This window comes from Streptomyces sp. S07_1.15 (genome assembly GCF_020739505.1).
Classification (GTDB): domain Bacteria; phylum Actinomycetota; class Actinomycetes; order Streptomycetales; family Streptomycetaceae; genus Streptomyces; species Streptomyces xinghaiensis.
On the sequence record NZ_JAJBZK010000001.1, the window covers coordinates 1,946,975 to 1,970,075 of the forward strand.

General features: G+C 72.5%; 22 protein-coding genes and 2 pseudogenes. 1 reads left to right on the top strand and 23 read right to left on the bottom strand.

The window, feature by feature from the left end; translation table 11 throughout:
- Positions 1-62: 62 nt before the first annotated feature.
- The 21 genes and pseudogenes from LIX60_RS08165 to LIX60_RS08265 form a co-directional block, all read right to left on the bottom strand.
- Positions 63-605, bottom strand: coding sequence for a TetR/AcrR family transcriptional regulator (locus LIX60_RS08165; protein ID WP_227962670.1), 543 nt, complete (start codon positions 603-605; stop codon positions 63-65).
- A 112-nt stretch (positions 606-717) separates the two neighbouring features.
- Positions 718-1,554: an RNA polymerase sigma factor WhiG gene (gene whiG, locus LIX60_RS08170; protein ID WP_043469511.1), complete on the bottom strand. Its 837-nt coding sequence runs from the start codon at positions 1,552-1,554 to the stop codon at positions 718-720.
- Positions 1,555-1,805: 251 nt separating this feature from the next.
- A complete protein-coding gene (gene dprA, locus LIX60_RS08175; RefSeq protein ID WP_227957871.1) occupies positions 1,806-2,975 on the bottom strand; it encodes a DNA-processing protein DprA in 1,170 nt (389 codons plus the stop codon).
- Positions 2,972-4,594, bottom strand: a complete 1,623-nt coding sequence (locus LIX60_RS08180) for a YifB family Mg chelatase-like AAA ATPase (RefSeq protein ID WP_227957872.1) — start codon at positions 4,592-4,594, stop codon at positions 2,972-2,974. Before LIX60_RS08180 ends, dprA begins: the two co-directional genes overlap by 4 nt.
- A pseudogene (locus LIX60_RS08185) lies at positions 4,594-4,830 on the bottom strand (YraN family protein); the annotation flags it as partial. The pseudogene LIX60_RS08185 and the gene LIX60_RS08180, both read right to left, overlap by 1 nt.
- Positions 4,831-4,862: 32 nt before the next feature.
- Positions 4,863-6,191 (bottom strand): hypothetical protein, encoded by a 1,329-nt coding sequence (locus LIX60_RS08190; protein WP_227957873.1) that lies wholly within the window; start codon positions 6,189-6,191, stop codon positions 4,863-4,865.
- Positions 6,192-7,159: 968 nt separating this feature from the next.
- Positions 7,160-7,492, bottom strand: a complete 333-nt coding sequence (locus LIX60_RS08195; protein ID WP_227957874.1) for a helix-turn-helix transcriptional regulator — start codon at positions 7,490-7,492, stop codon at positions 7,160-7,162.
- The gene (locus LIX60_RS08200; protein ID WP_227957875.1) at positions 7,489-8,604 is read right to left on the bottom strand and encodes a site-specific integrase; all 1,116 of its coding nucleotides are present in this window, start codon (positions 8,602-8,604) and stop codon (positions 7,489-7,491) included. The genes LIX60_RS08195 and LIX60_RS08200 overlap by 4 nt, the downstream gene beginning before the upstream one ends.
- 164 nt (positions 8,605-8,768) lie before the next feature.
- A pseudogene (locus LIX60_RS08205) lies at positions 8,769-8,900 on the bottom strand (YraN family protein); the annotation flags it as partial.
- Between the two features lie 248 nt (positions 8,901-9,148).
- Complete coding sequence (locus LIX60_RS08210; RefSeq protein ID WP_019709827.1) at positions 9,149-9,472, bottom strand: DUF2469 domain-containing protein; 324 nt, start codon at positions 9,470-9,472, stop codon at positions 9,149-9,151.
- 39 nt (positions 9,473-9,511) lie between these two features.
- Complete coding sequence (locus LIX60_RS08215; protein WP_019709828.1) at positions 9,512-10,000, bottom strand: NUDIX hydrolase; 489 nt, start codon at positions 9,998-10,000, stop codon at positions 9,512-9,514.
- Positions 9,993-10,730 carry a signal peptidase I gene (gene lepB, locus LIX60_RS08220; RefSeq protein WP_227957876.1) on the bottom strand — a complete coding sequence of 246 codons (738 nt, stop codon included), beginning with the start codon at positions 10,728-10,730 and terminating at the stop codon, positions 9,993-9,995. The genes LIX60_RS08215 and lepB (LIX60_RS08220) overlap by 8 nt, the downstream gene beginning before the upstream one ends.
- Positions 10,731-10,788: 58 nt before the next feature.
- Positions 10,789-11,742, bottom strand: a complete 954-nt coding sequence (lepB, locus tag LIX60_RS08225) for a signal peptidase I (RefSeq protein ID WP_227962671.1) — start codon at positions 11,740-11,742, stop codon at positions 10,789-10,791.
- Complete coding sequence (gene lepB / locus LIX60_RS08230) at positions 11,657-12,757, bottom strand: signal peptidase I (RefSeq protein ID WP_125622885.1); 1,101 nt, start codon at positions 12,755-12,757, stop codon at positions 11,657-11,659. The genes lepB (LIX60_RS08225) and lepB (LIX60_RS08230) overlap by 86 nt, the downstream gene beginning before the upstream one ends.
- Complete coding sequence (lepB, locus tag LIX60_RS08235; protein WP_227957877.1) at positions 12,750-13,547, bottom strand: signal peptidase I; 798 nt, start codon at positions 13,545-13,547, stop codon at positions 12,750-12,752. The genes lepB (LIX60_RS08230) and lepB (LIX60_RS08235) overlap by 8 nt, the downstream gene beginning before the upstream one ends.
- Before the next feature lie 48 nt (positions 13,548-13,595).
- Positions 13,596-13,940, bottom strand: coding sequence for a 50S ribosomal protein L19 (gene rplS, locus LIX60_RS08240; protein ID WP_019709833.1), 345 nt, complete (start codon positions 13,938-13,940; stop codon positions 13,596-13,598).
- A 148-nt stretch (positions 13,941-14,088) separates the two neighbouring features.
- Positions 14,089-14,904: a tRNA (guanosine(37)-N1)-methyltransferase TrmD gene (trmD, locus tag LIX60_RS08245; RefSeq protein ID WP_227957878.1), complete on the bottom strand. Its 816-nt coding sequence runs from the start codon at positions 14,902-14,904 to the stop codon at positions 14,089-14,091.
- The gene (gene rimM, locus LIX60_RS08250) at positions 14,901-15,485 is read right to left on the bottom strand and encodes a ribosome maturation factor RimM (protein ID WP_227957879.1); all 585 of its coding nucleotides are present in this window, start codon (positions 15,483-15,485) and stop codon (positions 14,901-14,903) included. Before rimM ends, trmD begins: the two co-directional genes overlap by 4 nt.
- Positions 15,486-15,678: 193 nt before the next feature.
- Entirely contained in the window at positions 15,679-15,918 is a 240-nt protein-coding gene (locus LIX60_RS08255; RefSeq protein ID WP_030544502.1) for an RNA-binding protein, read from the bottom strand.
- 2 nt (positions 15,919-15,920) lie between these two features.
- Positions 15,921-16,370 carry a 30S ribosomal protein S16 gene (gene rpsP, locus LIX60_RS08260; protein WP_043469837.1) on the bottom strand — a complete coding sequence of 150 codons (450 nt, stop codon included), beginning with the start codon at positions 16,368-16,370 and terminating at the stop codon, positions 15,921-15,923.
- A gap of 244 nt (positions 16,371-16,614) precedes the next feature.
- Complete coding sequence (locus LIX60_RS08265; protein WP_019709838.1) at positions 16,615-17,205, bottom strand: hypothetical protein; 591 nt, start codon at positions 17,203-17,205, stop codon at positions 16,615-16,617.
- A 716-nt stretch (positions 17,206-17,921) separates the two neighbouring features.
- Between LIX60_RS08265 and LIX60_RS08270 the strand changes: the two genes are divergently transcribed.
- Positions 17,922-18,785: an SAM-dependent methyltransferase gene (locus LIX60_RS08270; RefSeq protein WP_227957880.1), complete on the top strand. Its 864-nt coding sequence runs from the start codon at positions 17,922-17,924 to the stop codon at positions 18,783-18,785.
- 95 nt (positions 18,786-18,880) lie between these two features.
- Here LIX60_RS08270 and ffh read toward each other — a convergent pair whose 3' ends face one another.
- The gene (ffh, locus tag LIX60_RS08275) at positions 18,881-20,428 is read right to left on the bottom strand and encodes a signal recognition particle protein (protein ID WP_227957881.1); all 1,548 of its coding nucleotides are present in this window, start codon (positions 20,426-20,428) and stop codon (positions 18,881-18,883) included.
- Positions 20,429-20,511: 83 nt separating this feature from the next.
- Positions 20,512-23,091, bottom strand: coding sequence for a [protein-PII] uridylyltransferase (locus tag LIX60_RS08280; protein ID WP_374117829.1), 2,580 nt, complete (start codon positions 23,089-23,091; stop codon positions 20,512-20,514).
- Positions 23,092-23,101 lie beyond the last annotated feature (10 nt).

A 23,101-nucleotide genomic window follows, 5' to 3' on the forward strand; every position in this document is an offset into this window, starting at 1 on the left:
GCCGGGGCGGGCGTCGCGGCGGTGCGGTGCGGTGCGGTGAGCCCGGTGCGGTGGGACGCGGGTCAGCCGCCCCGCACGCCCCGCAGCGCCATGGCCACCGCAGCCTCGGTGATCTCCTCCGGGCTCTCCGCCGCCCCGAGTTCGGTCCGGCGGACGGCCGCGTCCACGACTCCCTGCAGAAGCATGGCCGCGAGCCGTGGCTGCCGGTGTCCGAGGTGGCCGAGGGTCTCGACGACGAGCGCGATCAGGCCTCCGTGCGCGGCACGGATCTTCTCCCGCGCCCCGGCGTCCAGCTCACCGGCGGAGATGGCCACCACCGCCCGGTGGCGCCGGTCCCCGGCCAGGGCCAGTTGCCGCCGCACATAGGCCTCGATCTTCTCCTCGGGCGCGCCGGCCACGGCCATGGCCGCCTCGACCTCCGCGGCCCACACCGGGAAGTCGACAGCGCACAGCTCCTCGACGACGGCCGCCCTGGAGCGGAAGTACTCATAGACGGAGGAGCGCGCCAGTCCGGTGCGCTCGGCGAGGGCGGGGAAGGTCAGCGCCTCCGTTCCGCCCTCGGACAACAGGGATCGGGCGGCGTCGAGCAGGGCGCCGCGCTGCATGGTCCGGTGCTCGGCCACGGAGGCCGCTCGAATCCTTGGCACCCGTCCACTCTACGGAGGAGCGCCCGCCGACGGCGAGCGCCCGGGCAGGAGAGCCCTCCGCGGGCGGGGGTCAGCGCCCGACGTCGGCCAGTTTGGCCCGTAGTTGGAGAACGGACTTGGTGTGGATCTGGCTCACCCGGCTCTCCGTGACGCCGAGGACCTGGCCGATCTCGGCGAGGGTCAGCCCTTCGTAGTAGTAGAGGGTGACCACGGTCTTCTCCCGCTCCGGGAGGGTGTTGATGGCCCGGGCCAGCAGCCTCCGCAGCTCGCGGTCCTCGGCGACCTCCTCGGGGTCGTCCGCCGCGGTGTCCTCCAGTTTGTCCATCAGGCTGAGCCGGTCGCCGCCCTCACCGCCGGCGTGCAGCAGCTCCTCCAGGGCCACCACATTGGCCAGGGAGAGCTGGCTGAAGACCTGATGCAGCTCCTCCGGGGAGATCCCCATCTCCTCGGCGACCTCGGCCTCGGTGGGGGTACGCCGCAGGGCGGCCTCCAGCGTGGCGTAGGCCCGTTCGACGGCTCGGGCCTTCTGCCGCACCGAGCGGGGGATCCAGTCCAGCGCGCGCAGTTCGTCGATCATCGCTCCGCGGATACGGGTGATCGCATAGGTCTCGAACTTGATGGACCGCCCGGGGTCGAACTTCTCGATGGCGTCGATGAGCCCGAAGACGCCGGAGGACACGAAGTCGGCCTGGTCGACGTTGGGCGGCAGACCCACGCTCACCCGCCCGGCCACGTACTTCACCAGGGGCGAGTAGTGCAGGATCAGCTGTTCCCGCAGCCGGCTGTCAGCCGTGTCCTTGTACGACCGCCAGAGCTCGTCGAGCGACGAGGGGGCGGCGGGGCGCACGCTGCCGCGGGCGGCGGGTGGCACTGCCGCGCGGTCAGACCCGGAGGTGTGCTGGGGCATTCGTCGCCTTGAGCCGTTCTGCCGTCAGGGTGAAATCGTCGGTCGGAGCCAGGACTGCCGTAAGCGTAGCGTGACTGTCCCGTAGCAGCGTGCGAAGGACTGCGGGTATCTCATGCGCAGATACGTTCCGCTGACCGCACCGCGGAGTTACGCCCGTCGAGTGGCGCGTGGGACGCGTGCGATGGGCGTGGTGCTCCGGTGTGAAGACGGGCCCGGCGGCGGACCGCCGACCGTCACCCGGTCGCAGCAGGTCAGAGGCCGTCTTCCGGACGGAGCCCAGGACCGCCGGCCGGGTGGGTCAGGCGCCATCGATCGCCGTGCCGTTCGACGAATCCCAGCGAGAGCAATTCGTACAGCCGTGCTCTCGCCTCGTCGCCGTCCGTGCCCGCTTCCCGCGCGATCTCCCGCGTGTCCGCTTCGCGCCGGGCCGGCAGGGCGTCGAGCACCCGGGCCGTGAGCGGTGCCAGCAGATCCCGGGCGACCACCGGGCCGTTCCGGCCGGGGGCCAGCTCCCCGATGCCGCCGACGAGTTCGATCACCTCGTCCGCGTCCGTGACCAGGGTGGCCTCCCCGCGCAGGAGTTCGTGGACTCCCGCGGACAGACCGGAGGTCACGGGGCCGGGCACGCCGGCGGACAGCCGGCCCAGCCGCTGGGCCCGGCGGGCGGTGACGAGCGATCCGCTGCGGTACTCCGCCTCCACGACCACCGTGCCGCGGGTGAGCGCGGCGATGACCCGGTTGCGCTGGAGGAAGCGGCTTCGTGTCGGGTGCCCGCCCGGCGGGAGTTCCGCCACCAGCAGACCCTGGTCGGCGATGCGCCGCAGCAGCTCGGTGTGGCCGCGCGGGTAGGCGCGGTCCACTCCGCAGGCGAGAACCGCGACGGTGGCGCCGCCCGCGGCGAGCGCCCCGCGGTGCGCCGCGCCGTCGATCCCGTAGGCCGCGCCGGAGACCACCACCCAGCCCCGCTCCGCGAGACCGGCGCCGAGGGCGGTGGCCGCGTGCGCGCCGTAGTCCGTGCACGCCCGGGCCCCGACGACGGCCACCGACCGCAGCGCCCAGAGCCGCAGGGACGGTCTTCCGCGCACCCAGAGGCCGAGGGGGCGGGCATCGCCCAGATCGTCCAGCTGTCCGGGCCACTCCTGGTCTCCCGGGCAGACGAACCGGATACCGGCGGCCTCCGCGGCGCGGAGCGCCGCCACCGGATCGGCCCCCGCCGCCCGGGCCCGGTAGCCGGCCATCCGCTCCTCGCTGACCTCGGACGGCGCCCTGCCCCGCCCGAGGAAGAGCCGCAGCAGAGCGACCGGCCCCCGCTCCCGGAGCCACCGCCCGGCCAGTTCGTCGCCCGGTTCCACGATCCGGGTGAGGGCCGCCCGCGCCCGGCGCTCCCGCTCCGCGGCGTCCGCGGCCGGACCGCCCGTCACACCGGCTCCCCGACCGGTACCGCTCCCCGGCTGACGCCGGTGCGGAGCTGGAGAGCCAGGCCCACGTCGGCGGCCGCGGGCCGGTCGTGCCCCGCGAGATCGGCGACCGTCCACGCCACCCGGAGCACCCGGTCCAGACCCCGGGCGGTGAGCAGACCCCGCTCCATGTCCCGTTCCGCCTCTCGCAGCGCGCCGGGCTCCGGCCGCCACCGGGTGCGCAGCTCGTGCCCCGGCACCTCGCCGTTGAGCCGCCACGGGCTCTCGGCCAGCCGGACCGAGGCCCGTTCCCGGGCCTGGAGCACCCGCCCGGCCACCACCGCGGTGGGCTCGCCGCCCGCCGTCCCCTCCAGAAGGGCCCGCCTCCCCACCGGCTCGACGCCGACCCGGAGGTCCACCCGGTCCATCAGCGGGCCGGAAAGCCTCGCCCGGTACCGCCGGACGACGGCGGGCGGGCACTCACAGCCCGCCCCGGACAGCGAGTGCCTGCCACAGGGGCACGGGTTGGCGGCGAGGACGAGCAGGAAGCGGGCCGGCAGCCGTACGACGCCCGCGCTGCGGGCCACCACGACGTGCCCGGACTCCAGCGGCTGCCGCAGGGCGTCCAGCACCCGGCCGCTGAACTCGGCGGCCTCGTCCAGAAAGAGGACGCCCCGGTGAGCGAGGGTCACGGCCCCGGGCCTCGGCAGGCCGTTCCCCCCGCCGACCAGCGACGGCATGGTCGCGGAGTGGTGCGGCGCGCAGTAGGGGGGTGTGTCGATCAGCGGCTTGCCGGGCGGGAGGACGCCCGCCACCGAGTGCACGGCCGTCACCTCCAGGGACTCCCGCCGGGTCAGCGGCGGAAGCAGCGCGGGAAGCCGCTCGGCCAGCATCGTCTTGCCTGCTCCCGGAGGACCCTTCAGGTAGAGGTGGTGCCCGCCGGCGGCGGCCACCTCCAGCGCCGTCCGGGCGGCCCGCTGCCCGGCGACATCGGCGAGATCCGGGAGCGGCCCGCCGCCGTCCGCCGGGCGGGAGGCCAGCCCGGCGGCCGCGCCCGAGCCCGGGAGGGCGAGCCCGGCGAGCATCGGGTCCGGACGCCCGGCCTCCCGGGGCTCCTCCTCGGGAACGGCTTCACCGGCCAGCACGGCGATCAGCTGCCGCAGGCTGCGCACGCCGAGGACGGCGACCCCCGGCACCAGGGCCGCCTCGGCCGCCGTCTGCTCCGGGACCACCACCTGCTCGTAACCGGCCTCCGCCGCGGCCAGCACGGCCGGAAGCACACCCCGGACCGGGCGCACCCGCCCGTCGAGACCGAGTTCGCCGATCATCATCAGATCCGCGATCCGCCGCGGATCGATCCGCTCCGCCGCGCCCAGGACGGCGCAGGCCACGGCCAGGTCGAAGCCGCTGCCGCTCTTCGGGACGGAGGCCGGGCTGAGCCCGACCGTGAGCTTCTTCTGCGGCCACTCGGCGCCGGAGTTGACCACCGCGGCCCGGACCCGGTCCCGGCTCTCCACCAGGCTCTTGTCCGGCAGCCCGACGAGGGTGAAGGCGGCGATCCCGGGTTCGAGATCCGCCTGCACCTCGACCACCACGCCCTCGATCCCGGCCAGCGCCACCGAGCAGGTGCGCGCGAACCCCATCAGGCCACCCCCCGCGCATGCTCGACCACGGGGGCACCGCGCCCCGGCAGCAGGACCCCGACCAGGTCGATCCGGACGCCTCCGGGCGGCGGCTGCGGCGCCGGCCAGCGCTCCAGCAGCCATCGCGCCGCGAGCCGGCGCAGCCGCGCCGCCTTGCGGACCGGCACGCCCGCCATGGGGTGCTCGCGGCCACCGGCCCGTCGGGTCTTGACCTCGCAGATCACCAGGGCGTCGCCGACTGGTGAAGAGGCAGTGTTGTAACCCTGCGCTATTCCTCCTCTTGAGTCTCCTCGACTGCGGCAAGGTAGTCCGCCCAGCTGTCCTGGACGTACTTCGCCCAGGTCTCCGCTGTGGTGGCACCGACTCCGAAGAGGTCGCTGATCACGATTGGTGGAAGGTTGCTCGCGGCTTCGATCATGGCTGTGTTCCGGGCCTCGATGATCGGGAGGTCGTACTTCTTCATGAGCTGATGCACTGAGTTGGCACTTCGCGGGCGGCTGGGCGGTTGGCCTGGAAACAGGTATGCCGGCGTGTCCTCGACAGTGGGGGATCGAAAAGCTGAGGCGATGCGAGGCTCGGCGATCTGGTTCTCAATCAGTCGTGCCAGCTTCGGCGGGAGCAGGACTGGGTGGCGGCCGAAGGTGAAGTAGGCACCGTCGTCTTCGCGGTGGAAGAGGTCTGTGGTGAAGGCGACGATGCGGGTGGTGGGCAGGCCGTAAAGCCTGATCAGGGCGCCGATGATGCGGATTGCCAGGGGCAGCGTGTCGTCGTTGAGACAGCGTCGCAGTTGCTGAGCCTGTTCGTCTTCGGCCAGGAACCGGGAAGGCAGCTCAGATGGCTGGCGCGGTGCTGAAAGCGTCGTGGTGAGGCGTCGGGCAGCAGTCCAGCGAAGGAAGGGGTTGATCCCGTCGCGGCGGGATGGCTTGACCTGCTCAAGCCAGAGGTCGATGTCGGCCTGACCGACGTCCTTCAGTTCGAGGGCCTGTTCATCCAGCCAGTTCACGAAGTCGATGGCCGAGCGGATGTCGAGGCGGTCGGCTGATGCAGCGCCAGCTGTGTACTGGCCTCGGACTGAGCGGCGGCGGGCGTCTCGAAGGATCTGCCACTCGACGAAGGGCCGAAGGACGGGCAGCTGGTGGGGCGGACGTGCGGCAAGGATCTTCGCGGCCCAGAGTTCCAGCCTGGCGAAGGTCTCATGCCGTCGCGGCAGGATCTTTGCGGTGACCAGCAGCTCTCGGATGTAACGGAGATTGGGGTCCTGTGGCAGGGAGTCCAGGTGCTCGTGCGTGATTTCCGCGTGCTGGGAGACCAGGGCGGCCAGGAGCTTGGCGGCCGGGCTTCGGCTGAGCCAGCCCCGGATGGATCGGGGGTGTTCGGCCTCGGTGAGGCACTGCGCGAGAGGAAGTAGCTGCGGAGTGACCATTCCGTCGTCCTGGGCAAGGAGATCGTGGACGCGGTCCTTCACAACGCAGCGGGTGCAGCAGCCGGCGGCGTAGATGTCGCCGGGGAAGCCGCAGCGGACGCAGGAAAAGGTGATGTCGGAGCCGGAACAGGGGCCGCAGATGTCGCGTCCTTCGCCGTCCTGGCCGACCAGCACGTTGGTGACCCCGCAGTTCGCGCAAGGGGCTGGCTTCCTGGTCCTGCTCCAGTAGCAGGGGCCGCAGACGTGGCCCAGGGGCCACGTTGCCTGGCTGGGCCCATGGGAGTCGCAGTATCCGCACTGGCGGATAGGGCGGGGCCGGCAGCCGTGGCATCGCCAGCCTCCGTCGGGCAGCTTGCTGCCCGTGCGAAGGCGCCCGCAGACGCTGCACTCCTTCTGCGGGCCGCGATTGCAGCTCCTGCAGAGGTCAGGCTCGCCGTCCGAGACGCGTTTGCCAACCTCGCGGACTCGCCCGCATTGACCACAGAGTCGGCGAGGCGCGACGTAGCAGTGCCTGCAGAACACTCCGGAGTGCAAGGCACCCCAAGTCCCGCAGCCGGCGCATTCACGTTCGGGCTTGGGAGCACAGCTATTGCAGAGGCAACTACCGTCCTCGAGCCGTCGGGCAGGTGGCCTGAGCCGGCCGCAACCGGCGCAGGTCTTCATGTACTGCTCGTCCTTGCGGTAGCAGACCTGGCAGATCCCGCCCTCCTCACGGCGGGCGAAGATGATGCCGTCCTGCCCGCAGCGATCACAGCGGCGCAGAGTTTCTTTCATCACGCACCAGTCGCAGCACCGGCCCTCAGGAGTGACGCGGCGGATCTTGCGGTCGGTGCGGCCACAGATCGCGCAGGCCAGAAGGGTGACCGCGTTGCCGTGCCCTTTAGCCGTGAGGACCTGCAGCAACCGGACCAGAGACATCGGGCATTGAGGTGAGGGGTCAGTCAGTGCCTTCGGATGCTCGGCCATGTGGGTGTCGAGAGCTCTGGCAATCTTAGGGCTCCAGCAGCGGGCCTCCTCCAGAGCGGCCTGGGCCTCGTCCCGGGTGATCGCCGACCCGATTGCCTCCCTGACGTGTCCGACGAGCCGAGCCCGGGCATCGGCGAGCTCGCGAGCACGCAGCCGGCGCTCGGTCGTCGGCTGCCTCACGGCTGGCCGGGACGCCGGATGACGGTGCGGCGTGCCTCGGTCGGGGCTGAGGCCGGGGCCGCGTCACCGCCGGCGGTCTTGCGGATCTGAAGGTTGACGACTTCAGGCTTGATCAGGTCATTCGGGGTGCAGTCCAGGATGTCGCAGAGGGCGACCAGGGTGTCCATGCTCATCCGCTGCGGCGGCTGCGTCACCAGCCGGTAGACCTGCTCACGCGAAAGCTTCACTCCTCGCTCCGCGAGCAACGGCACCAGGTCCGAGGTCTGAAACATCTGCCGCTTGGCCATTAGCTGTCGCAGCTGCCACTGGTAGCCCATCTTCTTGATCACGGCGTCACGTCCCAGTCGTCGCCCAGCCTGTTCCTCATCGACTTCTCCAGCAGCTTGTTGCGGTACTCGTTCGACACACCCATGTAGATCGCCGTGGTTGACGCGTGGGAGTGGCCAGCCTGTTCCTGAACGAACCGGGCCGGATAGCCGAACTCTGTCAGGTGCGTGATGTTGGAGTGCCTCAGGCAGTGAAGATCCAGATCCTCGTCGAGGTCCGCGTCCCGGCGAGCGGCCACGAAGGCATCGTTGATCGACCGCGGTGACAGACGGCCAGCCCGTTCGGTGATCCAGAGCGCGGGATGCCTGCCCGGTGAGAACTGAGGCCGGATCTCATCCCGCCAGTCCTTGAGCACATCGACGACCCAGTCCATCTCCGGAACGGTCAGCACCGTCCGGCGCTTGGGCGGGGAGCCCTTGGTGGACTTTCCGAACCGGACCATGACGCTGCCGAAAGAGCCGAACCTGGCCGCCTTGTGGTTGCGCCGAAGGTCGACGAGGTCCAGCCGGGACGCCTCAGTGCGGCGTACTCCGTAGGCGTAGATGGTCTTCAGCACGGCCGCGTCTCGCAGAGCACACAGAGCACCCTTGCGGCCCTGCCCTCGGATCTTGCCCACCCGGGCATCGGCGGCGTCGAAGAGAGCCTGTACCTCGTCGTAGGTCAGCGGCCGCCGCCGCGGATCACCTTCGTACTCGACCGTGTGCAGGACCGAATTGCCCTCATGAAAGATCTCCTGCGGCGTGTCGCCGAACCGCTCCAAGCAAGCCTGCAGCCATCCATAGCGGGCATCCAGGAGGTATTCCATGAACAGGCTGATCGTGACCTCGTAGGTCCGCGCCGTCGACATCTGGATCGGCTTCCTGCCGCCCCGCAGATGGGCGATGAAGGCCTCGCCATCCGCAGGCGTCCACTGCCACGGGTACTGGCCCGTGAACTCCTCCAGCCGCTCAATCAGCCGAAGACGCGGATCGATCGTCTTCGGCTTCAGAAACCGCGCCGACTGCTGCCGTGCCCAGCCTTCGACCATCGCCTTGAAGACGGCCGGAGCCGGGTCCAGGTGCACCACGTTCCGCGCCAGCACAAGATGCGCCGATCCAGGCGCCACAGACCCCATAGAGCCTGTTGTATCAGACGCAACATTGTTGAGTTTAATTGCTAGGCTGCTGGTCGACGCACTGCCCGGTCCGACAGGGCACCGACCTTGTAAGTCGCTGAGCAGGGAGAACGGCAGTCACCGCGCTAGGCGGAGTGTTGCATTCAATGCAATTCCTCCTGTTTGTCCCGGGCGACGATGTCGATCTCGCCCTCGCGGCAGCGCCAGTTGCGCTCCAGCACCGTCATGCCGGCATCGGCCAGCCGTCGGGCCGCCAGGTCTTCTCCGTAGCGGCCGAGCGCTCCTCGCGCGTTCATCGGCACCACCTCCGGGACCGACTGTCCCGGAACCGGAGGCATGAAGTGGATCTTGGTCTGGAACGGTGGACTACTCGCCGGTTGTGGAAAACTCGCTCACTCGTACGGGTGAGCCGAGGGCCTCACCGGGCCGCCACCACACACCCCAACCCCGGACTCCGGCCCGGACCCCACAGCACCGGAGCCCCCGGCGCCGCGTCCCCGCGACACCGCGCCAAGCCCCGGCGCCCGCCGCCACCGGCCCACCCTCACCGGTTGAAGCCGGACTCGTCCGGCAGTTCGAGGTCGCTCTTGTTGAGCTCCTCGATGTTCACGTCCTTGAAGGTCAGCACCCGCACCTGCTTCACGAACCGGGCGGGCCGGTACATGTCCCACACCCAGGCGTCCGCCATGGAGATCTCGAAGAAGACCTCCCCCTGCACCGAGTGCACCTGCATCTCGTAGGCGTTCGTCAGATAGAAACGCCGCTCGGTCTCGATCACGTACTTGAACAGGCCGACGACGTCGCGGTACTCCCGGTAGAGCTTCAGCTCCATCTCGGTCTCGTACTTTTCGAGGTCTTCGGCGCTCATGACATGGTCCCCTTCAGCCGGGCGTCCCCCTATTGTGCGTCAGGCCCGTTCCGCCTCCAGGACCACGGGCGCACTCGGAGGACCCTCGGCGAGCAGCGTGCGCAGCAGCTCCGCGAGCTTGGTCGGATACACCGTCTCACGCAGCGTGGACAGTTCCCCGGAGGTCCACCACCGGAGGCCGGTGATACTGCGCCGTTCCAGCTCGGTGCGGCCGGTGTCGTCGGTGCCGGTCTGCCCGGTCCTGCCCAGGTAGTACCACTCGTCCTGGTTCCAGCGGCGTCCGTCGAACGGGAAGGAGCACGCGCGCCGCCAGAGCACGGGCCCCAGCTCCACCTCCGTGATGCCCGTCTCCTCGGCCAGCTCGCGCCGGGCCGCTTCCTCCCGGCTCTCCCCGGGCTCGACACCCCCGCCGGGGGTGAACCACCAGGAACGCCGGGGGTCGGCGGGTTCGTGCCCGTGCAGCAGCAGGATCCGGTCGGCGGGGTCGAGCAGGACGACGCGCGCGACCTTCCGCCACTCCTCAGCCACCGGTCCCCGCCGTGCGCCGCCGCTCGGCCCGGCGGGCCAGCGGCCCGTGCACGGCCCCCGCGAGGATCAGCACCACGCCCGCGGCGGCGGCCAGGGAGAGCGGCCGCAGCGGACCGGGCTCGGACACCCCGCCGGAAAGCTCCGCGAAGGGCGCGGGACGGGGAACCATGCCGAAGGAGCCGGCCGGCCAGACCGCGGCGTCCACCCGGGCACTCACCGCGCTCTCGGGCACCGCGCCCTGGTCGCCGTCGGTCAGATGCTCCCGCGAGTCCAGGGAAGTGTTCCGCCGGTCGCCCAGGAGGAACACGCTCCCCCGGGGCACCTCCGCGGTGAACTCCATCGGAGAGGCGGGCCCGGAGCTACGCAGATACGGTTCTTCGAGCGGTTCGCCGTTCACGGTCAGCCGGCCGTCCGCATCGCAGCAGACGACCTTGTCCCCGCCGACGCCCACCACTCGCTTGATCATGGGGAGGTCGCCCCAGGTCGAGTCGGTGAAGACCACCACATCGCCGCGGCGGACCTCCCCGCCGTCGATCCGCTGCGCCAGTACGCGGTCACCCGCGTTGACGGTCGGCTCCATGGAGTCCGTCGGGACGGTGTAGGGCTGGTAGAGCAGTGCCGCCCAGACGAATCCGCCCAGGAACAGCACACAGCCGACGGCCACCGCCAGTCCGGACAGGATTCCGCCCGCTGTGCGACGGCCGCCGGCCGTCCGTCCCGCTGTCGTCATTCCCGCTCCCCGCCTCGGTGCTCCGGGACGGCACCCTACCCGGCGGTACGGGACGCGGTCAGCCGTCCCGCTCCGGCTTTTCCGTCACCGTCACGGGCGCCGCCCCGGACGCCGTCACAGGCGACGTCCCGGCGGCCCCGCCCGCGTCCCGCGCGAGCAGTCGCCGGCGGCGCCACAGCACCAGCGGCACCGCACCGGCGAACCCGAGGGCCGCGGGGGCCGCTCCGGCGGCCACGGCGTTCAGCCCCCTCTGGTCGAAGGTGTCCGGGACGGGGAGGGTGGACCAGCGGTCGAGCGGCCAGGCCACGACCACCGCGCGTCCCACCACCTCGTCGACCGGAACGGTGCCGTTCCCGGGGAGATCCTGGTGGTAGCGGGAGTCGAGGGAGTTCTGACGGTGGTCGCCCATCACCCAGATCCGGTCCTCCGGAATCTTGATCGGGCCGAACTCCTTGTCGCCGCAGGGCGTGTCCCCGGGGTGGAGATACGTCTCGTCGAGGGCCTTGCCGTTGACCTCGACGGGACCGGTCTTCTTGCACTCGACGGTGTCGCCGCCCACCCCGATGACCCGCTTGATCAGGTCCTTGTCCTCCGCGGACGGCATCAGCCCGACGGCGCTGAGGACATTGCGCACCGCGGAGGCGACCGGACCGGACTCGGTCTCGGGCATCTCCCCGAGCCAGCGGCCGGGGTCGTGGAAGACGACGACCTCGCCCCGCTCCGGTTCGGAGCCGAACCAGGGGGTCAGCTTGTCCACCAGCACCCGGTCCCCGCGCTGCAGCGTGTTCTGCATCGAGTCGGACGGGATCGAGAAAGCCTGGAGCAGGAAGGTCTTGATGAGAAGGGCCAGAAGCAGCGCGATCCCGATGAGGATCGGCAACTCCTTCCAGAAGGACCGCTGCTTCTTCCCCTTCACAGCGCCGTCCTCACCGCCGTCCGCGTCTCCGTAACGCTCCCCGTCCTCCGGGCGCTCCTCGGGTTCGTCCTGACCGGTTCGTGCGCCGACGGCCACATCCCCCACATCCACTCCTCACTCCGCACTGCCGTTTGGCCCGCGCACGGCGCAGGCCCACCACTCCCATAACGAGCGGGAGTTCCGCAGGGATCGGGAGATGGATCATCGCTTGCCGTTCCCGGGCGGGCTCGGGCCCGGGACCCCCAGTATGGGCCCCTGGCCTGTCACTCCGCGGAACCAGGGCGGCCGCGGGTGTCGCCGCGCCGCTCCGGTCGGGCACCGAGGCGTAGGTCTCCTGCTCCTCCAGCCGGCTCCAGTGGTCGAACGGCCAGGCGATCCACAGGGCCCGGCCCACCACCAGGTCCTCCGGGACCGTGCCGTTCGCGGTCTCCTGGAGATGGAAGCGGGAGTCCGCCGAGTTCGACCGGTGGTCCCCCATGACGAAGAGCCGGCCCGGCGGGACCGCCACCTCGAACCGCTGCTCGGAGGGTGAGTTGCCGGGGTGGAGGTACGGTTCGTTGATCGCCGTGTCGTTGACGGTGACGCGGCCGTCGGGGTCACAGCACCGCACCGTGTCGCCGCCGACCGCGACGACCCGCTTGATCAGGTCCTGCTCGTCGTCCGAGGGCAGCAGGCCGATGAAGGTCAGCAACTGCTTCCCCTGCTTGATCCCCACCGGGTCCTCCTCGGTGCTGATCTGCTCCCCCTCCAGCCAGCCGCCCGGGTCCTTGAACACCACGACGTCGCCCCGCTGCGGCTTGGAGCCGAACCATGGCGTCAGCTTGTCCACCAGGACCCGGTCGCCGATCTGGATGGTCTGCTCCATCGAGCCCGACGGGATCACGAACGCCTGCACGAGGAAGGTCTTGAGCCCCAGCGCGATCAGGACGGCCACGGTGATGAGGATCGGCACCTCACGGATCGCCGAACGGCGGCGCCGGCGCTTGATGCGCTGCGCGGCACGGCGCCGTTCGGCCCGCCCGCCGGTCAGCCGCCCGCCGGTGGGACGCGACCCCGTCGGCAGGCGCATGTCACGGTCGGGGCCGCCCCGCGGCTTTCCGCGGTTACCCATGGCCGCCTCCCCGCCCGGCGGCCGGCGCATCGGGCACGCGTGCGAAATCCTCCGGCACGGTGAGGGACGTCCAGTGCCGGGCCGGCCATCCGATCCAGTCGGCTCTGCCGATCACCCGTCCGACGGGCACCGTGCCGCCACCGGGCTCACCGAGATGGTCGCGGGAGTCGCGGGAGTCGCTGCGGTGGTCACCCATGACCCAGAGTCTGCCCAACGGCACGACGATGTCGAAGGGCACCTGGGACGGGCTGTCGCCCGGAAGCAGATAGTCCTCGTCGAGGGCCACGCCGTTCACCTTGATCCTCCCCCGCTCGTCACAGCAGGTGACCCGGTCACCGCCGATCCCCACCACGCGCTTGACGTAGTCGGTCCCGTCCGGCTCCGCGAGTCCCACGGCGGCTGCCGCCTCGCGCAGCAGTCCGGTCAGCACGCCACCGGAGCGCCCGTCGTGGACGAACGAACCGGTGCCGTCGAACACCACTACGTCTCCGCGGCCCGGTTCGTTGCCGAATCCGTAGGCGAGCTTGTTCACGAGCACCCGGTCGCCGGTCCGGAGGGTGGGCTCCATCGAGCCGCTGGGGATGAGAAAGGGCTGCACCACACAGGCGCTGAGCAGCGAGACCCCGGCGACGGAGAGGGCCACCAGCACCCCGGCGCGCCGCCACGGGCCGCGGCCGGGGAACCGCGGCCGGCCCCCGGGGCCGGAACGCATCGAGCGCGACCGCGCCTGCCGCCCCTCAGGGGGTCCGGCAGAGCGGTCGCGCTCGGAAAGCTGTTCGTCGGTGTCCATCGCCCCAAAAGCCTAACCGGCCGGGCCGGATGGACCTCCGGCGATGGTTCAGCTGCGCTTCTCCTTGATCTTCGCGGCCTTGCCGCGGAGCTCGCGCAGGTAGTACAGCTTGGCGCGGCGGACGTCACCGCGGGTCACGACCTCGATCTTCTCGACGATCGGGGTGTGCACCGGGAAGGTGCGCTCCACGCCGACGCTGAAGCTGACCTTGCGGACCGTGAAGGTCTCGCGCACGCCGGAGCCCTGACGGCGGATGACGACGCCCTTGAACTGCTGGACACGGGAGCGGTTGCCCTCGATGACGCGAACGTGGACGTTCACGGTGTCGCCGGGGCGGAACGCGGGGACGTCGCTGCGCAGCGATGCGGAGTCGACACTGTCGAGAAGGTTCATGACCGTCTGCTTTCCTCGCTGATGCCACAGGTCATCAGCGGTACGTAAGGGTGCGAGATGCGGGGTTCCGCCGGTACCGGCGGCGAGTGCGGCGGGCGGGCGTCGTTCCCCCTGTGGCAGGGGCGCGCGCCGGACGCACAACAGCGGCTCATTCTTCCACGGCGGTGGGCACCCGCCCAAATCGGCCCTCCGCCGTCACCTCCCAGCCCAGTTCGGCGAGGATCCGGCGGTCGTCCCGGTCGAACGCGGCGGGATCGCGGCCGGCGATCAGATCGGGCCGGTTGCGGGCGGTGCGGCGCAGCGCCTCGTCGCGCCGCCAGCGCGCGATCCGGCCGTGGTGGCCGCTGAGCAGCACCTCGGGGATGGAGCGGCCGCGCCAGACGGGCGGCTTGGTGTAGACGGGGCCCTCCAGCAGCCCGGCCATCCCGCCGGGGGCGAAGGAGTCGTCGCGATGGGATTCGGCGTTGCCGAGCACACCGGGGAGGAGCCGGGCGATCGCCTCGGTCATCACCAGCACCGGGGCCTCGCCGCCGGCCAGGACGTAGTCGCCGATGGAGACCTCCAGGAGCTCGTACTCCCGCGCGTACTCCTCGACGACCCGCCGGTCGATGCCCTCGTAGCGGGCCGGCGTGAAGACGAGCCAGGGGCGCTCGGCGAGCCGGACGGCCATCTCCTGGGTGAACGGCTCGCCGCCGGGGGTGGGGACCACGACGACCGGCCGCTCCTCCCCGTCACCCGAGGCGATGACGGCGTCGAGCGCCTCGCCCCACGGCTCCGGCTTCATGACCATGCCGGGGCCGCCGCCGTACGGGGTGTCGTCCACGGTGTTGTGCCGGTCGTGGGTCCACTCCCGCAGGTCGTGCACGCGCACGTCGAGCTGCCCGCGGGCCCGTGCCTTGCCGACCAGGGAGAGGTTCAGCGGTTCCAGGTACTCCGGGAAGATGGTGACGACGTCGAGCCTCATGCGCCGGCCCTGCCGTCGGCGGCCTCCGGCCCGCTGTCCCCGGTGTCCCGGCTGCCCGCGATCTCGGCGCCGGCCTCGTCGAGCAGGCCGGGCGGCGGGTCGATCACCGCGCGCTGCTCCCCGAGGTCCACCTCCGGGACGATCTCGGAGACGAAGGGGATGAGGACCTCGCTGCCGTCGGGCCGCTCCACCACCAGGAGGTCCTGGTACGGAAGGTGGGAGATCTCGGTGATCCGGCCGACCGCGGTGCCGTCGGTGGTGACCACGTCGAGGTCCATGAGCTGGTGGTCGTAGTACTCGTCGGGGTCCTCCGGGACCTCCTCCGGGTCGACCTCGGCGATCAGCAGGGTGTTGCGGAGCGCCTCGGCACCGCTGCGGTCCCGTACGCCCGCGAAGCGGAGCAGCAGCCGGCCGCTGTGCACCCGGCCGGTCTCGATGGTGAGCGGTCCGGCGGAGGCCGGTTCCGTGTCCAGGACGGCGCCGGGGGCGAGCCGGAGTTCCGGTTCGTCCGTCCGCACCTCGACGGTGACCTCGCCCTTGATGCCGTGGGCGCGGCCGATCCGCGCGACTACCAGCTGCACTGCGCCTCTCTTTTGCGGCGGGGCCACCGCCTGTCGCGGTGGCCGCTCGCGCCGCCGTCATTCCCGGTGGATGGCCGCGGGGGCGGGCCGCCGTGCGTGCGGCGCGCTCCCCGTCGCCCTGTTTCTGGTCCGCGGACGGGCGCGGGCCGGGACGGGCCGTGGCCCGCCCCGGCCCGCGCCGGTGCTGTGCGTGTCAGCGAACCTGGTCCACGTCGACGAGGTCGACGCGGATACCGCGGCCGCCGAGGGCGCCCACGACGGTCCGCAGGGCGCGGGCGGTACGGCCGTTGCGGCCGATCACCTTGCCGAGGTCCTCGGGGTGGACCCGGACCTCCAGCACCCGGCCCCGGCGCAGGTTGCGCGAGGCGACCTGAACGTCGTCGGGGTTGTCGACGATCCCCTTCACGAGGTGCTCGAGGGCCTCCTCGAGCATCATCAGGCCTCGGTGGACTCGGCCGACTTGGCGTCCGCCGGAGCGGCAGCCTCGTCCGCCTTCTTCTCGGACTTCTTGGCCTTCGGGGTGATCGCCTCACCCTTGGGCTCGTCACCGGCGTCCTTGGCCGCGGCCTCGAAGAGGGCGCGCTTGTCGGCCTTGGGCTCGGGGACCTGCATCGGCTCGGGGGCCGGGAGGCCCTTGAACTTCTGCCAGTCACCGGTGACCCGGAGGATGGCCGCGACCGGCTCGGTCGGCTGCGCGCCGACGCTCAGCCAGTACTGGACGCGCTCGGAGTCGACCTCGATGCGGGACGGGTTCTGCACCGGGTGGTACAGACCGATCTCCTCGATGGCCCGGCCGTCACGGCGGGTACGGGAGTCGGCGACGATGATGCGGTAGTGAGGCGACCGGATCTTGCCCAGGCGCTTCAGCTTGATCTTGACTGCCACGGGAGTGGTGTCTCCTGCTCTATGACGTGTTTGAGCAGCACGGCGCCCCGCGTGGGGTTGCGGGGTTCCGGGTGCTCGATGGACGCGTCAGCCGAGGGAGAGAGGGGTCCGGTCCGGCTGCCGAGTACTCAACGGCCCATTCTGCCATATCGCGGGGGCGCCGCCGCACGCGCCCGGGGGCACCGCACGCACCCCCGGTGGCCGGTGGCCGGCGGGGGCGGGGACGCGGGGCGGTACGGCGGCGTCAGGCCGCCGCGGCGGCCTCGGGGATTCTGAACGGCTTGCCGCAGCCGCCGCAGACGATCGGGGCCTGGGCCAGCACGGACGGAACGACCCGGACGTTGCGCCCGCAGTCGCACACGGCCTTGACCCGGACTCCGCCGCCGGACGAGCCGTGCCGGGCCGCGGGGCCGCGGAAGCTGCGGCCGGCGTCACCGGCGGTCGCGGCGGAGTGCGCCTTCAGCGCGCGGTTCAGCCGCTCGATGGTGGGCCGGTACCGCCGTTTCGCCTCGGGGCTGAGGACGACCAGCGAGAACCCGCTGCTGGGATGCGGCTCCTCGGAGTGGTCGAGCCCGAGCTCCTCGGCCACCGCCAGGAATCTGCGGTTGTGGTAGCGGCCGGCCCGCGAGGTGTCGCGGATACCGCGGGCGGCGGCGATGCCGTGGACTGCTTCGTGGAGCAGTCGTTCGAAGGAGAGCTCCGCGCCGCAGGCGGACGAGGACTCTCCGATCAGGGATTCGGGCGCGGCGAGATCCGGCAGCTCGGGGTGGTGCCGTTGAATGTCGGCCCACGCCTGCGCCAGCTCCGCGGCGAGAACAGGTGGTGTCGTGCTCACGTCGTGAATAACGAGCCGGAGTGCCCTGGTGTTCCGATACCGGGCATCCCAAATAATTTGCACGTACCAGTCAGTACAGCGTTGTTGCGGGGCGACGGGGGCGGGGGAGCCGATCTGCGGAGAACCCGTACGGCTTACAACAAGCCGGTACGTACCTACCCGCGCGTAACCCCGGCGCGCGTTCCGGTCCGCGCGCCCCCGGGAAGCGGCGCTCCCGCGTCGCCGCCGTGGCGCCCCGATCCGCCCGGCGTTCTCCGGCGGCCCCGGTACCCGTACCGTTCCCGGTCCTGTCCGGTCCGGTCCACGGGATTCCGGCGTGCTTCCGCGGAACGCGGCGGCGCCCGCGAGCGTACCGGGCCCGCTCCCCGCGACGGCACCGGCCCCCTCCGGGCGGCCGGCCCGGACCCGGATCCCCGGTCCCGTCCCTGACCGGACGCGCCCCCTCCCGGGGCGGCGGCGGAAAAGCCGCGTCCGGGACGGAAGCCGCCGTCCGTGCCATGGCGGACTCTGTACGGCGGTGGCACTCTGAGAAGGGAATCGGTGGTCCCCGGGCACGCCGCGAACGGCCGGCAGCGGCGTGCGCCGAGGGAGCCAAGGCATCGCCGCGCATCCCCGCGGGCCCGCAGCGCAGCGGGCCCCCGGCGAGGGAACGGGGCGCGGCTCGACCAGGGGCGGGCAACCACAGGACCGAGCTCTCGGCGGATTGGGGCGCTTCGATGACACCCACGCTCGTACAGCGGCACCACTTCTCCTCCCCGACGCACGCGCCCGAGGGTGCGCGTGTCCGCGCGCGGGACTGGGCTGAGATCCAGGAACGGATGCTGGTGCCGCTCTACGAAGCGGTCCACCAACGGCTGGAGACGGGAGCCGGGGACCGGGTGCTCGGCCTGCGCTGCGGTTCGGGGCTGGCGCTGCTGATGGCGGCCGCCCGCGGCGCCGTCGTGACGGGCACGGACCCGGACCCGTACCGGCTCGCGCTGGCCCGGAAGCGGCTGCTGCCGGACCCCGCGGAGCACCCGCCGGGCGCCGAGCCACGCCTGTACGAGGGCGGGCCGGAGGCCATCTCGGAGGACGGGCGGCCGTTCACCCTGGTGACCGTCTTCGACCCGCAGTCCTGCGCCGACGAGGACCTGGGCCCGGCCCTGGACGCGGCGACCGCGCTGGCCGAGCGCGGCAGCCCGGTGGTGCTCACGGGCTGGGGGCCGCCCGAGCGGTGCGCGACCTCCTCGGTGCTGCGGGTGGCGACCCGGCTGGCCGGCCGGCCGCCGGCGCTCGGGCCCGGCTACGGGGACGCACCCGGCCGGCGGCGTGCGTACGGGCGCGACGCCCTGGAGGAGTCGGCGCACCGGGCCGGGCTGCGGCCGGACGGTTCGGGGCGCGTCTCCTGCCCGTTCGGTTACGCCGATCTGGACAGCGCGGTGCGCGGACTGCTCTCCACCGGCCTGTTCGACGAGGCGGTGGCGGCCACGGACGCCGGCCAGGTCGAGAAGGAGCTCACCGAGGCGCTGCACCAGCACCGCCGGCCGGACGGCACGATCTGGATGCCGAACGTCTTCCGGTATCTCGTCGCACGGGTCTGAGCCCGGTATCTCGCCACACTCGCTGCACTCGCTGCACTCGCCGCACTCGCCGCGGGGGGGTCTGAGCCCGGCGGTCCGGGGCACCGGCCGCCCGGTCAGCGCATGAACTTCTTGAACTCGTCCGGCAGTTCGAAGTCCTGCTGCTCCTGTCCGCCCTGCGGCAGTCCCAGCGGGTTGGCGGCCTGCTGCTCCCGGCGCGCGGCGGCGGCCTGCTCCTCCGCCTTCCGCTTCATCGGGTTGCCGCTGCGGCGCTTGCCCTTGGCCTGCTTCTGCTGCTTCTTCTTCCGGCCGGGGCCGCCACCCATGCCCGGCATCCCGGGCATCCCCGGCATACCGCCGCCCTGGGCCATCCGGGACATCATCTTGCGGGCCTCGAAGAACCGCTCCACGAGGTTCTTCACGGCGCTGACCTCGACACCGGAGCCCTTGGCGATCCGGGCCCGGCGGGAGCCGTTGATGATCGTCGGGTCCTGGCGCTCGCCCGGCGTCATCGACTTGATGATTGCGGCGGTGCGGTCGACGTCCCGCTCGTCCAGGTTGTTGATCTGCTCCCGCATCTCCCCCATGCCGGGCAGCATGCCGAGCAGTTTGGAGATGGACCCCATCTTCCGGACCTGCTCCATCTGGGCCAGGAAGTCGTCGAGCGTGAACTCCTTGGGGCCCTTGGCCAGTTTCCCGGCCATCTTCTCGGCCTCGGCCTGGCTGAAGGTCTGTTCGGCCTTCTCGATCAGGCTGAGCATGTCGCCCATGCCGAGGATGCGGGACGCCATGCGGTCCGGGTGGAACGCGTCGAAGTCGTCCAGCTTCTCGCCGTTGGAGGCGAACATGATCTGCCGGCCGGTGACATGGGCGATGGACAGGGCCGCACCGCCGCGCGCGTCACCGTCGAGCTTGGAGAGCACCACGCCGTCGAAGCCCACGCCGTCGCGGAACGCCTCGGCGGTGTTCACCGCGTCCTGGCCGATCATCGCGTCGACGACGAAGAGGATCTCGTCCGGGGAGACGGCGTCGCGGATGTCCGCGGCCTGCCGCATCAGCTCCTCGTCGATGCCGAGGCGGCCGGCGGTGTCGACGATGACCACGTCGTGCACCTTGGCCTTGGCGAACTCGATCGAGTCCCGGGCCACCTTCACCGGGTCGCCGACGCCGTTGCCCGGCTCCGGCGCGTAGACGGCGACCTCCGCGCGCTCGGCCACGACGGAGAGCTGGTTGACGGCGTTCGGGCGCTGGAGGTCGCAGGCCACCAGCAGCGGGGCGTGGCCCTGCCCCTTCAGCCAGCGGCCGAGCTTGCCCGCGAGCGTCGTCTTGCCCGCGCCCTGCAGACCGGCGAGCATGATCACGGTGGGCGGGGTCTTGGCGAAGCGCAGCCGGCGGGTCTCGCCGCCGAGGATGCCGACGAGCTCCTCGTTGACGATCTTGATGACCTGCTGGGCGGGGTTGAGGGCCTGCGAGACCTCCGCGCCCAGCGCCCGCTCCTTGACCTGCTTGATGAAGGCCCGGACCACGGGCAGCGCGACATCCGCCTCCAGCAGCGCGATGCGGATCTCGCGGGCGGTGGCATCGATGTCCGCCTCGGACAGGCGGCCCTTGCCCCGGAGGTTCTTGAACGTCGCTGCGAGGCGGTCGGAAAGAGTGTCGAACACGGCGGTCGCGAATCCTCGGATCGGTGGGGCGGGCAACTGACCCCCAGGGTATCCGCCCGTTCCCGGTGCGGTCTCCCCCGCGGTCAGCCCAGGGTGCTCTGTACGGCGCGGGCCACCTCCGCGGCCCGGCTCCCGGCCAGCGGCGCCCCGTCGGTGCCGGTGAGATAGAAGGCGTCGACCGCGTTGGCGCCGAGGGTGCTGATGTGCGCGCTGCGCAGCCGCACCCCCGACTCCTCCAGGGCCCGGCCGATGCGGTGCAGCAGGCCCGGGGCGTCCTGTGCCCGCACCTCCAGGACCGTCGCGTGCCGGGAGGCCGCCGGGGCGACCGTCACCCGGGGCGGCGGGGGCCGCACCCCGTGGCGGCGCGGGTACGCGGCCTCGCGCTCGGCGAGCCGGGCGGCGATGTCGAGCGATCCGTCCAGGGCGCGCAGCAGATCGGCGCGGAGCCGGGCCGCGTCCGGCAGGGAACCGTACTCGGCGGCCACCCGCCAGCTCAGCAGCAGGACGGGGCCGTCCGCCTCCCCTTCCTCGCCGGCCCGCCCGGGCGCGGGCTCCAGGAGCCGCAGGTCGGCGGAGCGCACCGCGAGCCGGTGCAGGGCGAGTACGCCCGCCGCCGCGGGCAGCAGACCGGCGCGCTCGGGTACGGCGATGTGCAGTTCGACGCCGACGGGTTCGGGCTCGCCGCCGACCGGGGCTCCCTCCGGCGTGCCGGGGCTCAGGCTGAGCACCGGGCCGCCGGTGCGCAGCGCCTCCGCGGCGAGCCGCCGCTGTCCGGGCTCGGTCCCCGCGGACGGGCCGCTGTCGTCCGGGTGCCGGGGCGGCTCGCCCGCGAGGACGGCGGCCACCCGGCGGACGAGGTCGGTGACGAGGGACGCGCGCCACGCGCTCCAGGCGGCGGGGCCGGTGGCGAGGGCGTCGGCCTCGGTGAGGGCGTGCAGCAGGCCGAGCGTCTCCGGGCTGCCGACCGCGTCCGCGACCTTCTGGACGGTGGCCGGATCGTCCAGATCGCGGCGGGTCGCCGTCTCGACGAGCAGCAGATGGTGGCGGACGAGCGCGGCGACGGTCCCGGTGTCCGCCGGGCCGAAGCCGATCCTGGCGGCCACGTCGCGGGCGATGACCTCGCCGGTGGCGGAGTGGTCGCCCGGCCAGCCCTTGCCGATGTCGTGCAGCAGGGCCGCCACGAGCAGCAGGTCGGGGCGGCCGACCCGGCGGCTGAGCGCGCCGGCCCGCACGGCGGTCTCGACGCAGTGCCGGTCGACGGTCCAGCGGTGCACCGCGTTGCGCTGCGGCCGGCAGCGGACCCGCTCCCAGTCGGGCAGCAGCCGGGTGATCAGGCCCTCGGCCTCCAGGGCCTCCCACACCCCCACGGTGGGCGGGCCGGCGCCGAGGAGGGTGACGAACTGCTCGCGGGCCTCGGCGGGCCACGGCACGGGCAGCGGACGGGCCGCGGTGGCCAGGCGCCGTACGGCGTGCGGCGAGAGGGGGAGCCCGGCCTGGGCCGCGGCGGCGGCCGCGCGCAGCGGCAGGACCGGGTCCTGCTGGGGCCGGGCGGCGCGGGCGAGTACGGCCTCGCCGTCCTGTTCGACGACGCCCTCGGCGAGCGGGGTGCGTTCGGCCGCGTCGCCGGACGCGCCGGGGGTCCGGCCGCGGCCCGGGCGCCCGCCGGTGAGCAGCCCGCGCAGTCCGCTGCGGGCCGAGCGGGCGCGCAGGACACGGCCGACCTCCCGCCAGGTCACGTCGTCGGCGTAGGCCACGGTGCGCGCGGCCTCGTAGACCCGGCGGAGCAGGGCGTCGGCGTCCGCCAGTCCCAGGTCGGCGGCGACCTGGTCCTGTTCCTGGAGGGCGAGCCGGTCGGTGGCGCGGCCTGTGGCCAGGTGGAGGGTGTCGCGGGTGTCGAGGAGCCGGGTCCGGGCCTCGGCCAGTCCCTCGCGCGGGGCGTCGGCCAGCCAGGAGGCGGCGACGGCGCGCAGGGCGGTCAGGTCGCGGAGGCCGCCGTGCGCCTCCTTGAGGTCGGGCTCCAGGAGGAACTGGAGTTCGCCGTGGCGCCGGGTGCGTTCATCGCCCAGGGCGCGCAGTTCGGGCAGGCGCTTCGGTGCCTGGTTGCGCCAGTCGGCGAAGACGGCCGTGCGCAGCGCGGTGGTGAGTGACGGGTCTCCGGCGATGTGCCGGGCGTCCAGCAGGCCGAGCTGGACCTTGAGGTCCTCGCGGGCGGTGGAGCGGGCCTGGGCGGTGGTGCGCACGGAGTGGTCGAGGGCGAGCCCGAGGTCCCAGACCGGGTACCAGATGCCGTCGGCGAGGGCCGCCACGGTCTTGGGGTCGGCCGTGTCGTCGTGCAGCAGCAGCAGGTCGAGGTCGCTGCGCGGGGAGAGTTCGCCCCGTCCGTAGCCGCCGACGGCCACCAGGGCGGCTCCGCGCCGGGGCGCGGGGCGTGGTGCGCGGGGCTCTCCGGGGGGCGGGTCCGCCGGTGTGCCGTTCCGGGTGACGGCGCCGGCGGCGCTCGCGGTGAAGAGCGCGGCCAGCCAGTCGTCGGTGAGGCGGGCCAGGGCCGCGCGGCGGCCGGGCCCGGGCGGGGTCTCCTGCCGGAGCAGCCGGGTGCGCGCCGCCGCGTAGCCGCCGGGCGGCGGGCCGGCCGCGTCCGCTGTGATGTCCACGCCGTCCGTCACCGGTTCCCCT

Excerpts from the sequence above, each read along its gene's own strand:
- LIX60_RS08210 (WP_019709827.1), bottom strand. The coding sequence starts at position 9,472 with ATGAGCGCCGAAGACCTCGAAAAGTACGAGACCGAGATGGAGCTGAAG.
- rplS (WP_019709833.1), bottom strand. The coding sequence starts at position 13,940 with ATGAACCTTCTCGACAGTGTCGACTCCGCATCGCTGCGCAGCGACGTC.
- whiG (WP_043469511.1), bottom strand. The coding sequence starts at position 1,554 with ATGCCCCAGCACACCTCCGGGTCTGACCGCGCGGCAGTGCCACCCGCC.
- LIX60_RS08200 (WP_227957875.1), bottom strand. The coding sequence starts at position 8,604 with ATGGGGTCTGTGGCGCCTGGATCGGCGCATCTTGTGCTGGCGCGGAAC.
- LIX60_RS08255 (WP_030544502.1), bottom strand. The coding sequence starts at position 15,918 with ATGCTCGAGGAGGCCCTCGAGCACCTCGTGAAGGGGATCGTCGACAAC.
- lepB (WP_227957876.1), bottom strand. The coding sequence starts at position 10,730 with ATGACGACAGCGGGACGGACGGCCGGCGGCCGTCGCACAGCGGGCGGA.
- trmD (WP_227957878.1), bottom strand. The coding sequence starts at position 14,904 with ATGAGGCTCGACGTCGTCACCATCTTCCCGGAGTACCTGGAACCGCTG.
- LIX60_RS08180 (WP_227957872.1), bottom strand. The coding sequence starts at position 4,594 with ATGGGGTTCGCGCGCACCTGCTCGGTGGCGCTGGCCGGGATCGAGGGC.
- lepB (WP_227957877.1), bottom strand. The coding sequence starts at position 13,547 with ATGGACACCGACGAACAGCTTTCCGAGCGCGACCGCTCTGCCGGACCC.
- lepB (WP_125622885.1), bottom strand. The coding sequence starts at position 12,757 with ATGGGTAACCGCGGAAAGCCGCGGGGCGGCCCCGACCGTGACATGCGC.
- LIX60_RS08165 (WP_227962670.1), bottom strand. The coding sequence starts at position 605 with ATGCAGCGCGGCGCCCTGCTCGACGCCGCCCGATCCCTGTTGTCCGAG.
- LIX60_RS08270 (WP_227957880.1), top strand. The coding sequence starts at position 17,922 with ATGACACCCACGCTCGTACAGCGGCACCACTTCTCCTCCCCGACGCAC.